14 protein-coding genes are annotated in these 15,041 nt (G+C 43.8%); 9 read left to right on the plus strand and 5 right to left on the minus strand.

Going from position 1 to position 15,041, the window contains the following annotated elements; all coding sequences use genetic code 11:
- Window positions 1-4: 4 nt before the first annotated feature.
- The 4 genes from aceE to ampD form a co-directional block, all read right to left on the minus strand.
- Window positions 5-2,680: a pyruvate dehydrogenase (acetyl-transferring), homodimeric type gene (gene aceE, locus JV36_RS0115815; RefSeq protein WP_032097493.1), complete on the minus strand. Its 2,676-nt coding sequence runs from the start codon at window positions 2,678-2,680 to the stop codon at window positions 5-7.
- Between the two features lie 187 nt (window positions 2,681-2,867).
- Window positions 2,868-3,614 carry a GntR family transcriptional regulator gene (locus JV36_RS0115820; protein ID WP_032097492.1) on the minus strand — a complete coding sequence of 249 codons (747 nt, stop codon included), beginning with the start codon at window positions 3,612-3,614 and terminating at the stop codon, window positions 2,868-2,870.
- Window positions 3,615-3,952: 338 nt separating this feature from the next.
- Window positions 3,953-4,867 (minus strand): beta-lactamase regulator AmpE, encoded by a 915-nt coding sequence (gene ampE, locus JV36_RS0115825; RefSeq protein WP_032097491.1) that lies wholly within the window; start codon window positions 4,865-4,867, stop codon window positions 3,953-3,955.
- 126 nt (window positions 4,868-4,993) lie between these two features.
- Window positions 4,994-5,533 (minus strand): 1,6-anhydro-N-acetylmuramyl-L-alanine amidase AmpD, encoded by a 540-nt coding sequence (gene ampD / locus JV36_RS0115830; protein ID WP_032097490.1) that lies wholly within the window; start codon window positions 5,531-5,533, stop codon window positions 4,994-4,996.
- Window positions 5,534-5,747: 214 nt separating this feature from the next.
- On the opposite strand from ampD, the gene JV36_RS0115835 reads away from it, so the two are divergent.
- From JV36_RS0115835 to JV36_RS0115875, 9 genes are all read left to right on the plus strand, one after another.
- Window positions 5,748-6,266, plus strand: a complete 519-nt coding sequence (locus tag JV36_RS0115835; RefSeq protein WP_032097489.1) for a retropepsin-like aspartic protease family protein — start codon at window positions 5,748-5,750, stop codon at window positions 6,264-6,266.
- A gap of 32 nt (window positions 6,267-6,298) precedes the next feature.
- Window positions 6,299-7,153: a carboxylating nicotinate-nucleotide diphosphorylase gene (gene nadC / locus JV36_RS0115840; protein ID WP_032097588.1), complete on the plus strand. Its 855-nt coding sequence runs from the start codon at window positions 6,299-6,301 to the stop codon at window positions 7,151-7,153.
- Between the two features lie 404 nt (window positions 7,154-7,557).
- Window positions 7,558-7,992, plus strand: a complete 435-nt coding sequence (locus JV36_RS0115845; RefSeq protein WP_152561609.1) for a pilin — start codon at window positions 7,558-7,560, stop codon at window positions 7,990-7,992.
- A gap of 72 nt (window positions 7,993-8,064) precedes the next feature.
- Window positions 8,065-9,276 (plus strand): type II secretion system F family protein, encoded by a 1,212-nt coding sequence (locus tag JV36_RS0115850; protein ID WP_032097488.1) that lies wholly within the window; start codon window positions 8,065-8,067, stop codon window positions 9,274-9,276.
- Window positions 9,277-9,474: 198 nt separating this feature from the next.
- Window positions 9,475-10,398: a prepilin peptidase gene (locus JV36_RS0115855; protein WP_032097487.1), complete on the plus strand. Its 924-nt coding sequence runs from the start codon at window positions 9,475-9,477 to the stop codon at window positions 10,396-10,398.
- 258 nt (window positions 10,399-10,656) lie between these two features.
- Complete coding sequence (gene coaE, locus JV36_RS0115860; RefSeq protein WP_032097486.1) at window positions 10,657-11,277, plus strand: dephospho-CoA kinase; 621 nt, start codon at window positions 10,657-10,659, stop codon at window positions 11,275-11,277.
- A 254-nt stretch (window positions 11,278-11,531) separates the two neighbouring features.
- Complete coding sequence (gene zapD / locus JV36_RS0115865) at window positions 11,532-12,284, plus strand: cell division protein ZapD (protein WP_032097485.1); 753 nt, start codon at window positions 11,532-11,534, stop codon at window positions 12,282-12,284.
- 246 nt (window positions 12,285-12,530) lie between these two features.
- Window positions 12,531-12,758: a DNA gyrase inhibitor YacG gene (gene yacG / locus JV36_RS0115870; RefSeq protein WP_032097484.1), complete on the plus strand. Its 228-nt coding sequence runs from the start codon at window positions 12,531-12,533 to the stop codon at window positions 12,756-12,758.
- A gap of 21 nt (window positions 12,759-12,779) precedes the next feature.
- The gene (locus JV36_RS0115875) at window positions 12,780-13,661 is read left to right on the plus strand and encodes an aspartoacylase (protein ID WP_032097483.1); all 882 of its coding nucleotides are present in this window, start codon (window positions 12,780-12,782) and stop codon (window positions 13,659-13,661) included.
- Between the two features lie 65 nt (window positions 13,662-13,726).
- Here JV36_RS0115875 and JV36_RS0115880 read toward each other — a convergent pair whose 3' ends face one another.
- Window positions 13,727-15,037: a methyl-accepting chemotaxis protein gene (locus JV36_RS0115880; protein ID WP_152561608.1), complete on the minus strand. Its 1,311-nt coding sequence runs from the start codon at window positions 15,035-15,037 to the stop codon at window positions 13,727-13,729.
- Between the last annotated feature and the right edge of the window lie 4 nt (window positions 15,038-15,041).

Consider the following 15,041-nt stretch of genomic DNA (forward strand, 5'->3'; position numbering starts at 1 on the left):
GTGACTACGCGTAAAGTGGGTTAAGTTTTTCAGCGTTAATTTCAAAACGCTTAATGGCATCTGCCACCACTTTTTTCTCAACGTCACCGCGCTGTGCAAGTTCGTAAAGTGATGCCACTACGATGTAAGCAGCGTTCACTTCGAAATGCGTACGCAAGTTTTCACGGCTGTCACTTCTTCCGAAGCCGTCTGTACCTAAACAACGATATTCTGTATCGATGAAAGCGCGAACTTGGTCAGAGTAGTTCTTCACGTAATCTGTTGCAGAAATTGCTGGGCCTGCATCTTTTGTGATCACTTGGCTAATGTACGGTGTTTTTTGCTCTGCTTCTGGATTAAGCATGTTCCAGCGTGCAATGCCTTGACCTTCACGAGCCAGCTCGTTGAAAGACGTTACCGAGTACACGTCAGAAGACACATCGTAATCGTCACTAAGAATTTGTGCCGCTTTGCGCACTTCATTCAAGATAGTGCCCGAGCCCATCAATTGAACATTGTGCTTAGCTTTCTTGCCTTCAACACGCTCTAGCTTATAAATACCTTTAATGATTTGCTCTGCAATATCGTCATCTTCAGGCATCGCAGGATGCTGATAGTTTTCATTCATTAACGTGAGGTAGTAGAAAACGTTTTCGTTTTCACCGTACATACGACGTAAGCCATCTTGTACGATAACCGCCACTTCGTAGCCATACGTTGGATCGTACGTTACACAGTTAGGAATTAAGTTAGCCTGTACATGTGAATGGCCATCCTGATGCTGTAGACCTTCACCATTCAGTGTTGTTCTACCTGCTGTCGCACCTAATAGGAAACCACGAGCCTGGCTATCACCCGCTGCCCATGCTAAGTCGCCAACACGTTGGAAACCGAACATTGAGTAGTAGATATAGAAAGGAATAGTGGTCGCGTTACAGGTTGAATAAGACGTACCCGCCGCCACCCAAGACGCCATAGCGCCTAGCTCGTTAATACCTTCTTGCAGTACCTGGCCTTTCTTATCTTCGCGATAGTAAGCCACTTGGTCGGCATCTTGTGGAACGTATTTCTGCCCTTCATTAGCGTAAATACCTACCTGACGGAACAGACCTTCCATACCGAATGTACGTGCTTCATCAGGAATAATTGGCACAATGCGCTTGCCAATTTTCTTATCTTTAAGCAACGCGTTAAGTACGCGTACAAAGGTCATGGTAGATGACACTTGACGATCGCCAGAGCCTTTCAAAATAGCGTCAAAGGCTTTTAACTCTGGTACTTCTAACTGCTCTTCTGCTTGCTCTCTGCGCGCTGGAAGATATCCGCCAAGGGCCTCACGGCGCTCTTTCAGATACTTAAGTTCTTCACTGTCTTCTGGGAAGCGGTAGTAAGGAAGATCGGCAATTTTGTCGTCTTCAATAGGAATGTTGAAACGGTCACGGAATTTCTTAATCGATTCCACTTCCATTTTCTTCACGTTGTGAGCCACGTTCTGTGCTTCACCCGATGAACCAAGACCAAAGCCTTTAACGGTTTTCGCAAGAATAACCGTTGGGCGACCTTTGGTATCGATGGCTTTTTGATATGCAGCAAACACCTTAACCGGATCGTGACCACCACGATTTAAGCGCCAGATGTCTTCATCTGAATAGTTAGCCACTAACGCTTTCGTTTCTGGGTACTTGTTAAAGAAGTTTTCGCGGGTGTACTTACCGCCCTTCGCTTTACAGTTCTGGTATTCACCGTCTACGGTTTCGCCCATAAGCTGAATTAGCTTGCCTGATTTGTCACGGGCAAGAAGCTCATCCCAGTAGCTACCCCAAATAACTTTAACCACTTCCCAGCCTGCGCCGCGGAATGTGCCTTCAAGTTCTTGGATAATTTTGCCATTACCACGTACAGGGCCGTCTAAGCGCTGTAAGTTACAGTTAATAACAAATGTTAGGTTGTCTAAGCCTTCGCGAGACGCTAAGCCAATTGCACCCAATGATTCTGGCTCATCACACTCACCATCACCCATGTAGCAGTATACGCGCTGCGCTGAACAGTCTTTAATACCGCGGTTAGTAAGGTATTTTAAGAAACGCGCTGTGTATATCGCCTGCAGTGGACCAAGGCCCATAGATACTGTTGGGAACTGCCAGTAGTCTTTCATCAAATGCGGGTGCGGGTACGATGATAGTCCGTCGCCGTTACACTCTTGACGGAAGTTGTTTAGCTGCTCTTCCGTTAAGTTACCTTCGATGAAAGAACGAGCGTAAATGCCCGGAGAAATGTGGCCTTGAGCGAATATAAAGTCGCCGCCGTTACCATCTGTTGGCGCTTTGAAAAAGTGGTTAAAGCCAACATCGTACAGCATGGCTGAAGAGGCAAAGCTACCAATGTGACCACCAAGTTCTAGATCTTTCTTAGACGCGCGTAGCACTATCATTAACGCGTTCCAACGAATTGCAGCACGGATGCGCGCTTCGATAGTGAGATCGCCAGGCATGTTAGGTTCTTGCGCTGCAGGGATAGTGTTGATATACGCTGTTGTAGCGTCGTACGGTAAGTGAGCTCCACTACGGCGAGCTTTATCAACAAGCTTCTCAAGTAAGTAATGAGCGCGTTCTACACCTTCCTCTTCGAATACAGATTCGAGTGCATCTAGCCACTCTTTAGTTTCTTGAGGGTCCACATCTTGGTGCATCATATCAGTCATGGTGCCATCCTATTTTTGCTTATATAGAAAATCCTCCTTACGCAACATTTACACCCTGCGTTAAAGGAGGAAAACTAAACTACGTTGTACTCACAGTGACCCGTTCTGGCTCACCTGCTTGGGCAGTGGCACGGGTACAACCCGACCGGCCTCTGCGAATAATTAACCGCGAGCAGCGTGCTCTAGGCTAAATTTCTAAACGACGCAACGCTCGCTGAACACGAGTGTCGCGCTGATTAATGGTTAACAGCGTTTTTTCAATAAACGCCAAATGCGTGTTACAAGCTTGACGAGCAGCTTCTGGATCTTGCGACGCTATGGCTTCCACAATTTCTCGTCGCTGTTTGGCAATATCTGCCACTGCATCAGTATGCATCGCCAGCATGTCTAAATTTCGTTCTATGTTGTCAACTAACATACTTTGCATGGTGCTCATTACGTGAAGCAGCACCATATTGTGCGAAGCTCGCGCCATGATAATGTAAAACTGTCCTAGCGCCTCAGCTTGGCCACGTTTACTCTCGCTCACTTTTGGCGACGGAAGCTCATTTAATGCTTGAGTTAGCGCGTCAATGTCTTCTGGCTGCCCGCGAAGCGCAGCGTAATAAGCCGACATACCCTCTAAGGCATGTCTAAATTCGAGTAGATCAAACTGAGTTTCTGGACGTTTGCTCACTAAATCCATTAGTGGGTCTTTCATTGCCGCATTGAGATTGCGGTTCACAAACGTACCGCCACCTTGCTTCCTTTCTACCAGACCACGGGCTTGCAGATTACCAATAGCTTCACGTAAGGAGGGACGAGACACATCAAACTTCAGCGCAAGCTCTCGCTCTGGCGGCAATTTTTGCCCCGCCAATAGAGAACCATCGAGAATCATAGATTCAAGTTGCTCAGTAATGACATCTGCTAGTTTTTTTCGCTGCTGACGCATGCGGCCCCTGTCTCTGTAGTGAAGTCCTTTAGTGTTAATCACAGTTGTGAATACGCTAAATTAGTGACATTAATGTAAACTCAACTCAAATTGGTAATACCATTTTACCTATACAGTTTAAGGCAGATCGTTTTGGAGGTAAATACTCTCAAGCATAGCAAACCTGACTGAGTTTGCTGCCTGTTAAGCTTTATTGTTGAATTTGTTAAGAAAAGTGTTTAAACCATTACTGGTCTGATGAGAAGATGAAAGAAGATGTAGAAGCAAAAGCATCTGATCTAGCAACAGTTTTTTACTAGACCAAATGTTTTCATTATTTTAAATGTTAAAAATAGTGATTATGCGAGACTGCCTATAACCGTAAGTGCCGAAGTAACAACCAGTAAAAAAATAACATTACGTTTTGCTAACTTTACAAGCACCTTGGGTTCAACCGATGCATTTTCAGTCTGTAGCGCTTGTTCTTCCGGTGTTAGCATTTCAGCTTTCGCCGAAATAATCGTGAGTACGTCGTAGGCAGATACATCTAATTGCAACGCATATTTAATCCATTCGGGTAATGCGCGAGAGAAGTGCCCCATCATCAACATACCAAATGCAGTAATTCGAACCGGAATATAATCTAATGCAAACATGAGACGGGCTGCAGTTTCGCGCATGGGATGATTAGCTGCACAAAGCGCTTCAGTAGTATTTCTACTCAGGCTATAAAATAATGCGCCAGGCGCGCCAAACGCAATAAACCACAGCATAACAGCGGCGTAGTGCTGATAATTAAGCCATGTTAAATGTTGCCCAAAGCTTTGACCTTGGTATTTTGCGCTACTCGTGTCGTCAGCCTCTTCATTATTTGCGTTTTCGTTAACACTACTGTGACTATCACGCTCGTTGGTACAGTGGCCCAATTGGTCGGTGTACATACTACAGGCCTGCAAATCATTTCGCTCGGCCGCGTTTAAGAAGCATTTATAAGTGGCCCTTAGTGCAGGACAACCAATGCAAATAAATAGGACAACGCTTTGCTCGATAAACGTAAGAAAAGCGCCGAAAATAAAATATTCTATTCCTGCAAGTACAGCGGCTGGAGCTAGCAGGCAAAGATACAATGACGCAGACGTGTTCTTTTTAGACAACCAGCGCTTTTCAATAAGCCACTCACGGTATTGACTGGCGTATTTTTCAATATGCCAACGGGGATCTTTACTTACTAATCGCTCTAAACTTAGTACTAATAGCAAACTCATTAAAATCATGTGGTAGATCGCTTCCAGTTATTTGACGCAATGCAGGTATTTATCTTAGTTGTTGATTAAGCCTGACTAAACGCGGTGACCCACTTTATAGGCATTCATTTTATTGCTTGGTTTACTAAGAATTGCCTACAGTAAATTGATAAGGGTCTTTCTATACCTAGCCCAATCAAATGCAACTCCAGGGTCGGTTTTTCTCCCTGGCGCGATATCGTTATGCCCTACGATACGCCCTAACGAGATATGAGGATAGTGCTTAACGATGAAATTGGTCAGTTTTGTCAATGCAGTATATTGCTCATCCGTAAAAGGAAGTGTGTCTGTGCCTTCTAGCTCTATACCAATAGAAAAATCATTACATCGATGTGTACCTTGAAACACCGATAGCCCGGCGTGCCATGCTCTTTGGTTAAAAGGAACGAATTGCTCAATCTTTCCCGTGCGGTAGATGACACAATGTGCCGATACCCGCAGACCGGCAATTTCCCTGTAAAAGGGATGTTCATTAATATTAAGCTGCCCCATAAACAAATCCCGAATTCCTGACGTACCAAATTGTGATGGTGGTAGGGAAATATTATGAACCACCAGCAGGCTTACTTGTGCGTCATCAGGACGAGCATCACAGTGAGGAGACGGTACAAAGGTCGCATTGTCGTATTTCAACATAGGGTGAAGCACCTCGGTGTGGGTTTACTTTTATGTTTGCCAGCATTATTACATATCAAATTTTACATATTTGATGCCTGTGCATATAGAAGTGTTACATTGCTCTACTGGCAAAATCAATAACTTAAGCCAAAGGCAGGTTTTAAAAAGCGATGAAAAAAGCTACGGAAACAACTAATATAAAAGCGATGATAAGCGCTCTAACGGGAGAGTAATGACTCAGGAACACAATGAAACAAGCGCCGCTGGAAAGTGGATGGTGCTATTAGCGTGGGTGTGCGGACTGGGTTTACTTGTGTATGTTTTCTCCAGCCTATTGGAAAAACAAGTTAACCCGAATAGTACGCCTATTTCGCAGCAAATGGGATCGCAAACCGAAGTGCGCCTTAAACAGAACCGTCAGGGCCATTACGTCACCAGCGGCTACATTAACGGTGAAGAGGTTGTCTTTTTAGTCGACACTGGTGCGACGGACGTTGCTGTGCCGGCACATTTAGCCAGTAAGCTTCAGTTGCAGGCAGGCCGCCAAGCACTGGCAAGAACCGCGAACGGAACGGTCAGAATAGCCGAATCCACCATAGACACCCTTCGCATTGGCGATATAGAAGTACGAAACGTAAAAGCCAACTTAAACCCTGGTATGCAAGATAACCATATATTGCTCGGAATGAGCGTTCTTCGCCAATTAGAGTTTACTCAGCGTGGCGATTGGTTAATATTGCGTACCCTCTGACAAGACAAAGTGAAAAGACAACAGTAATGAAGATGACGTCACCCGATATACAAGCCATCCGCGAACAGGTTTCTCAAGCGCTCATTGAAGACTTAGGTGGTGAACTGAATGCCGATAACGACATAACTGCCAACCTAATTGATAAAGAAGTGACAGCGAGTGCCACTATTATTACCAGAGAGCCTTGCGTTATTTGTGGCGTTGCTTGGGTAAATCAAGCGTTTGCCTTAATAGATGAGTCAGTGTCGGTAGCTTGGCATGTAAAAGACGGGGACCATGTTGAAGCCGATACGGTGTTAGTGAGTTTATCTGGCTCTGCCCGAGCTATTCTTACCGCTGAACGCACCGCGCTTAACTTTTTACAGACCTTATCAGGCAGCGCAACGGTAACGGCTTCTTACACCAAATATTTAGCCGGTACTAAAACCAAAATTCTTGATACACGGAAAACCCTTCCAGGACTTAGATACGCGCAAAAATACGCCGTACGCTGCGGCGGTGGTCAAAATCACCGTGTCGGGTTGTTCGACGCTTACTTAATTAAAGAAAATCACATCTTCTCCTGCGGCGGTATTCACAATGCAATAAGCCGAGCAAAAACAAACATGCCAGGTAAAACGGTTGAGGTTGAAGTTGAAAGCATTGAAGAATTTCAACAGGCCCTTGATGCCGGTGCTGATATTGTAATGTTAGACAACTTTACTAACGAACAGATCCAGCAGGCAGTAGCTATGAATAACGCACAGTGTAAGCTGGAAGTGTCTGGCAACATTACCGATGAGCGTTTAGCTTCGTTATCAAAACTCGGGGTAGATTATATTTCTTCAGGTGCGCTAACAAAGCACGTGCAAGCGATTGATTTGTCGCTACGTATCCAGTTAGATTAAGGCTACTTTTGTTTAGTATTGCTAACAACTATTGCTGTCAATAAACGAGCGAGTTAGAAAATATACCGAAATCAACGGGAAATTTGCAGAATATGAACCTGCGACGAGTAGTTCCGCGAAGGTCAACATGTAAAACATTAAATGTTGTGGTTTGTATTGCTCAACATACTTTGCCAGTAGGAATAGTTTTATACGAAAGTTCAATGACATAGAGCTGCAATGGTGTGAACGAACGTGTCATACTGATTGTGTCAGACATAGGTATAATTCTAGATACTTGTCATAGACAAAGAAAATTCTATACTGAGTAACAAGTACCAGGGGCGTTTAAGGACGACTCGGGTATAAACGTCAATTTGAATTTATTTAAACTTAGCGTGTTATACACGTCCCGGAGATAGACCATGATGAAAATGAAAACTACAAACCAAAAAGGTTTTACCCTAATCGAATTAATGATCGTTGTTGCGATCATCGGTATTCTTGCAGCAATCGCATTGCCTGCTTATCAGAACTACACGCAGAAAGCGAAGTTCACTGAAGTTTCGAACGCTACAGCTGCAGCAAAGACGGCTGTGGAAGTTTGCTATGCGGCAACTGCAAGCTTAGCTCAGTGTGGTGCAGGTGATAACGGTGTACCAGCCGATACTACGCCGTCAGCTGCGGGGGTCACGCCGGCATTTGTGGGTGTAACCACAAATGCAACAGGTCAGATACAAGCTACGGCTTACGCCGACATGAATATTCAGGATGGGGCTGGAACATACACTCTACAGGCCACTGAAAATAACGGTCGGCTGCTTTGGGAAGTAACATGCGATCCAACAACTCTTTGCTAATCAATTCAGCTGCTAACCGAAAATCAAGCCTGGTATAGACTGGGCTTTTTTTGTAGGTACGAGGGACTAATAATGGCGAAAGCAGTTGCGACATTCACCTGGCAAGGTAAAGATAAACGAGGTCAGTCGCGAAAAGGTGAGGTATCCGCTGTATCTATTTCAGAAGCCAAAAACTTACTTCGCCGCCAAGGTATATCTGCAAACAAAGTAAAGAAATTAGCGAAGCCACTCTTTGGCTCTGGCGCAGCAAAAATAACTCCGGCAGACATATCAGTTACCTCACGCCAAATCGCCACTATGCTTAGCGCTGGCGTTACTCTTATACAATCTCTCGAAATGATCGCTCAAGGTCACGCAAAAGTCAGTATGCGGAAATTACTTGGCGAGATTACTGAAGAGGTAAAAGCGGGTAACCCGTTATCTTCAGCATTAAGAAAACATCCCAACTATTTTGATGATTTGTATTGCGACTTGGTGTATACCGGCGAGCAGTCAGGTGCACTCGAGCTTATTTACGACAGAATAGCTACCTACAAAGAAAAAGCAGAAGCCTTAAAATCTAAAATTAAAAAGGCCATGTTTTATCCTATTGCTGTCGTGGTAGTAGCCTTTATTGTAACCACTATACTGCTTATTTTTGTGGTACCTCAATTTGAAGAGATATTTAGTAGCTTTGGAGCAGAACTGCCCGCATTTACTCAGTTTGTTTTAGGCATTTCTCGATTTGTACAAGATTACGGTATTTTTATCGCTATAGCCTTGGGTATTGCCGGCTTCTTATTTGGCCGTGCCTATAAAAAGAGCCAAAAGCTGAGGGATTCATGCGATAAGTTAGTCTTAAAAATCCCTGTCATTGGTGAAATTTTAAGAAAAGCCAGTATTGCTCGCTTTACTCGTACCCTTGCCACTACTTTCGCTGCAGGCGTCCCCCTTATCGGAGCTCTTGAGTCAGCTGCCGGTGCATCGGGCAATGCCGTATACCGAGAGGCAATATTGTTTATGCGTAAGGAAGTAGCAGGCGGTATCCCCATGCACGTTGCCATGCGCGCGACTAACGTGTTTCCCGATATGGTTACTCAGATGATTGCTATTGGTGAAGAATCTGGTGCTGTTGATGAAATGCTGAGTAAGATTGCCACAATTTATGAAGCAGAAGTGGATGATATGGTAGATGGATTAACCAGCTTACTTGAGCCTATGATAATAGCAGTATTGGGCGTAGTAATTGGCGGCCTTATCATTGCGATGTACCTTCCTATATTCGATATGGGTAACGTGGTATAAATGCTTCTTTGAATAAGCATAGAGCCTAGCCAGCACAAGTGCTAACAAGATTTCTTAACGGACAGTGTAAAATCACCGTGTTTAAAAACAATAATAAATAACCAGCTCGCACTTTCGCGGGCTTTTTCTTATTCTGGTAGGTATAGGTAGCGCTAAATACGTTGCTGATAACAGAATTACATTAATGGAACTGCTTTAATGGATGCAATTATTACCCTCAGTCAACTCCACCCAGAGTTCTTTTACGTGTTCGTTTTTCTGGTTAGCCTGATGGTTGGCAGTTTTTTGAATGTTGTTATTTATCGCCTGCCAATTATGATGGAGCGAAGCTGGCAAGAAGAATACGACAGCTACTTTGCTGAGGTAAATAGTGATGAAGACGCCAACGCTGCTTCTAGTGTTGACCCTGCCCTCTCTATCCCTTCGACCCCCTCAGCCCCATTTAACCTTGTAAAGCCTGATAGCACCTGCCCTAAGTGTGGGCATACCATTCGAGCGTGGGAAAATATTCCAGTACTCAGCTATTTGTTTTTAAAAGGCAAATGCGCCAATTGTAAAACAGGTATTTCCCCTCGCTATCCGCTGGTAGAGCTTTTTACTGCTATCGCCTGTACGTTTACTGCATATCACTTTGGGCCAACGTCCCAAGCCGTGTGGGCCATTTTAATTACCTATGTACTTATTTCGCTTATTTTTATCGACGTGGACAAAATGTTGCTGCCAGACCAACTGACGCTGCCTTTGCTTTGGCTTGGTTTGCTGTTAAGCACGAGTGATGTATTTGTTGGCACTACCGACGCCATAATTGGTGCTGCTGCAGGCTATTTAAGCTTATGGTCTGTTTATTGGCTGTTTAAGTTAGTGACTGGCAAGGAAGGTATGGGCTATGGCGACTTTAAGTTGCTGGCTGCGCTTGGTGCCTTTACTGGCTGGCAGGGCCTTCCGGTTATTATTTTACTCTCTTCTTTTGTGGGCGCCATTATTGGTATTGCCATTATGATGATACAAAATAAGGGTAAATCGCTGGCGATTCCTTTTGGGCCTTATTTAGCAGTTGCGGGCTGGCTGACGCTTTTATACAAAGACGTTATTATTACCACCTACCTTGATATGGTTTTGTAGCAATAGACTAATTAGCTTTGAACAATTTAGTTCGGCAACGGCAATTTATCAGTCGAACTTAAAGCTCAAGCTTATGGCTCGAACTTATAACTCAAACTTATGACTTTAACTGATAATTCAAGAGCGGCGACGCTGGAAAGCAGCACTAGCTCGGTAACTACAACATGTAGCGAATATACGTTTGTTTGACGTTCTTGTTTAACGTGTTGGATAAACTGATTGGCTTAGTGTGTTTAATTAACGTATTTGAGAGAATAAATATTGAATAACATATTTGTTGTTGGCCTGACTGGCGGTATTGGTAGCGGTAAATCGGCAGCTACCGATTTATTTAAAACCCATGGTATTGACGTTGTCGATGCCGATGAAGTAGCACGAGATGTGGTTTTACCAGGCACAACTGGGTTGCAGAGTATTGTCGAGCGCTTTGGCGACAGTGTGTTGCTGAGCGATGGCACCCTTGATAGAGCGCAACTTCGTAAGTTAGTGTTTACCGATAGCACTGCGAAAGACTGGCTGAATAGCTTACTTCATCCCCTTATACGGGAGCATATGCAGCAACTGATAGCCGACACATCGAGCGCTTACTGCATACTCTCTGTGCCGCTGCTTGTGGAAAACAAACTCACTACGATGTGCAACAAAGTCGTTGTAGTTGACTGCAGCGAGAGCACTCAGCTGACTCGTGCAGTGAATAGAGATAGCAGTGATGTAGAAACGATAAAGAACATTATGGATGCCCAAGCTACCCGCGAAGAACGTTTAAGTGCAGCTGATTATGTATTAGATAACAATACAAGCTTACTATCGCTTAAGCAGCAAGTAGCAGATTTACACCATCAATTATTAGCGCAAGCCTCAACAACTCCTTCTTCCTAGAGCAATCCGCACTCCCTAGAGCGAGCCTTCCCTGTCTGCACATTTTTACAGTGGCTGATTCTCAAATTAGACAAGGCAAATAATTAAAGGCATCTTGCTGTAACAGCGATTGATGACAATTTGCCTGTTTTTGAAACTTTTTTGCTCATTTAGTATCTAAACACTAGTTTGGTTGGTAAGTATACTTGGCTTAATGGTCACTATGCTTTAGGCTTTACGCTTTCTCCTTACGTAATTGTATTTAAAGGATATCCATGAGCGACGCTGTATTCGAATTCCCCCTAAAGGAAAAGGTGCGTAATTACCTACGCGTAGAACAGCTGCTTGGGCAACTTAAAATTACGGCTAAGGCAGAGCAAAGTAGCTTGCAGCTTGTATTTTTTGAGCAACTCTTTGAGCTACTTGACCTCATAGAGCGAATCGATCTTCGCTCAGATCTCACTAAAGATTTAGAAGCTCATGAAAAGAGCCTCGTTTACTGGTCAAAACACCCCAAAATCGACTCTACTGCCCTTGATCATGCGTTAAAAACCGTATTGCGTTTACGCCAAAAAATTAAAACAGAAGGTCGGTTTGGCAATGCGCTAAAAGAAGACAAATTATTAAGCTCCATAAGGCAGCGATTCGCCATACCTGGCGGTGCCTGTAGTTTTGATTTACCTAATTTGCATTTTTGGTTACATCAACCCCTTGAGCGTCGCCTAACAGAAATAGCACAATGGCTGGATACTCTCGCCTTATTAGATGACGCTATCACGGTAGGCTTATCGTTTATTCGCGAACGAGGTCAATTTAAGAGTACTATTGCAGAAAGCGGCTTCTATCAAGGAGCAGCAGAAGACAAAAATGAACTGATAAGAGTCAAATGTCGCACCGATGAAGGTTACTACCCAACCCTTAGCGGTAACAAATATCGCTATGCCCTTCGCTTTATGCTCTTCTCAAGTGATGACAGTAAAAGCGGTTCTGTAGAAGAAAACGTTCAATTCCTTTTAGCAGCCTGCTAACCTGTATTTAAGAGCTACCCTTACTTAAAAACCCGTATATGCTATTTAGAATGACTGGCATTTCTAACTTTTTTAATGGCTGTGTCTGCAGCGCATAAAGACGGGCCGCTTGTGATCGATTCGTCCTAGTAGCTCATTCAAGGGATTAGCTTAATTTATGCGTGGTTAAACACATGTGGTACTAAGTTATCAGCAAGGGTGATTATGCCCTAGAGTTTTGTTTTAGCATTCTTTTTGGAGAGATAGATGGAAGTAAAATGTCCTATTTGCACCAAACCTGTCGTGTGGTCGCCACAAAGTGAATACCGCCCTTTTTGCAGTAAAAAGTGTCAGCTAATAGATTTAGGTGAATGGGCCGGTGAAGATAGAAAGATAGCCGGTAAGCCAGCTCAAGATGCTACGCCGCAAGCTATGGATATAGAGGAAATTGAGGCGATGCTAGCGCAGCAGCCTAACGACTTCTTCAAGCACTAATTTGTCTATTTAAGGAACAACATGATTAACCATATTGCACTGGTAGGTGGTACTCACGGCAATGAAATGAGCGGTATTCAGCTTATTCAAAATTGGGAATCTAGCGGCATTCCTACTCAGTTTAGTGAGCTCGACGTCACGCTTTATACCGCCAACCCTGCGGCTATCGCGGCCAACGTTCGGTTTTTAGAGGAAGATTTAAATCGCCAGTTTACTCCCGACGCCCTAAACACATATTCATTTGAAGCTGCCAGCACAAGTGAAGAGCACAAGTTAGCAAAAACGATTAACGAACAATTAGGCCCTAAAGGCAATGCTTCCACCGACCTTGTAATCGATATACACAATACCACCAGCAATATGGGTGCAACACTTATCATTCTCGATACAAGCGATGTGTACGTTAAAATGGCCCGATATGTAAAGCAACGTATGCCAGAAGCTAATATTTTAGTTGAAGACGAAATGGCCTATGCCTCTCACGGTTACTTGTGCACTACGGGTAAATACGGCGTAATGATTGAGGTTGGCGCTCAGCCTCAAGGCGTGTTGCGAGAGGACGTATTTTTAGCCACACAGAAAATGGCAGAAGTACTGTTAGCCTTTTGTATCGCCTACAACAAAGGCGAATGCGACGACTTAGAAGCCTGCGAAGCGTTTCGACTTGGTGAGAACATCGCCTTCCCATTAAATGATGAAGGCAACCGCACGGCTATGATCCATCATTCGTTGCAAGATAACGACTTTGTCCCCTTAATGCCTGGCGCGCCCATGTTTAGGCGCTTTGATGGTAAAGACGTTGTATGGGAGGGCACAGAGCCAACCTACCCGCATTTTATCAATGAAGCGGCCTATCACAAACTAGATGTAGCCTTTGCCACCTCGTCACTAATTACGCTATAGCCCAACTAAAATCATACAAACAGGAGCGATATGCTTTGCATTTCAGTGCTTGGCGATATCGCTTCTCAGAATAGTTGTATTTTGGGCTCTCTCGCTTCTTCAACCTCTGTTTTAACACTGTTACCTTTATCCTCATTGATATCAAAGTGAATCTTACGCTGATCTTCCATAACGTAATTTTCAAACATCTTCTTTGTATTTAAGTTAAAAGTTTCATCAAACTCTTCTCGAGAATCAATATATGAAGAAAAATGGCCGAACAATCCCACAATAGCATCTTGTTCTAGCTTTATGTGCTCTGCGCGCTGCCTAATGATATCTTGAAACTGAATTTTACCAATTGCCCCACTTACTTTCTTCGCGACTTCGCTCGCACTTTTTGCAAAACAGGCAAGCATTGCAGGATTTAAATCTTCTAATGACTTGTAATGTTGAGTAATGCTTTTCAGGGAGCTTGAGAAACCACTTAGCAAGTCACAGGTTTCGTTTGACTGAGTTGATGCCAACATTTTATCACCCTGAAGACGAGCAGCATCAAGCGCCGACTTTATTCCAAATTCAATTTTATCTGCTGCTTCAGAAGATTGCGAAGACAGGATACGAACTTGCTCTGCGACCACTGCAAAACCTCGACCATACTCCCCGGCTCTTGCTGCTTCTATTGCAGCGTTCAACGCTAGAAGGTTAGTTTGGTTTGCGATGTTTTTGACTAAATCCGTCAACTCTTTGAGTTTCTCCACTTCGGACATAACATTTTGGATAGACTCATTGTGTTCGATATCTTGCTCTCGCTGCTGGTTTATAAGAGTCTGTATTTGCGATAAGCGCGTTTCAACTTTTAAAAACTCAGTTGCACTTTCCTTCTTGCAATTAACACTTTGACGTTGGTTCATTTCAACGTTGTCCAAGCTGCTTTGAATGGAACTTTCGATCTCATAAAGCGCAGTCATTAGCTCTAATGACGCCTCTTCGGTAATCGTACTAATCCCATCAATTTGTCCTTTCAGTATTGCAACGTAATCGTTTACTTGATTATGGGTATCGCTTAATTGATTCGACGCTTCTTTTAAATAGAGATTTTGTATGTGTATCTCTGCATTCAACTCCTTCCTCACCTTCTTCGTATTCCAATAGCAGCTGAACAAAATTCCTGATGCAACGAGAACCATATCAAGAGCTCCGCCAAGCGCCATTGATAAACTTGAGTGAAGATTTGCCCCAAGCCCTATAAGCAAAGAGAGGGTTATGCCGAAACAAAAAACAATTCTTTGAAGGCTGAAAAAGCTGACAAACGAATCTATAGAGATTTTCATGTCTGCAAATTTCATTCTGCACGCAACAAACTGATTATCAAAAAAAGTTGATTTCTTCATCATGTTT

This window comes from Alteromonas sp. LOR, assembly GCF_000753865.1.
GTDB lineage: Bacteria > Pseudomonadota > Gammaproteobacteria > Enterobacterales > Alteromonadaceae > Alteromonas.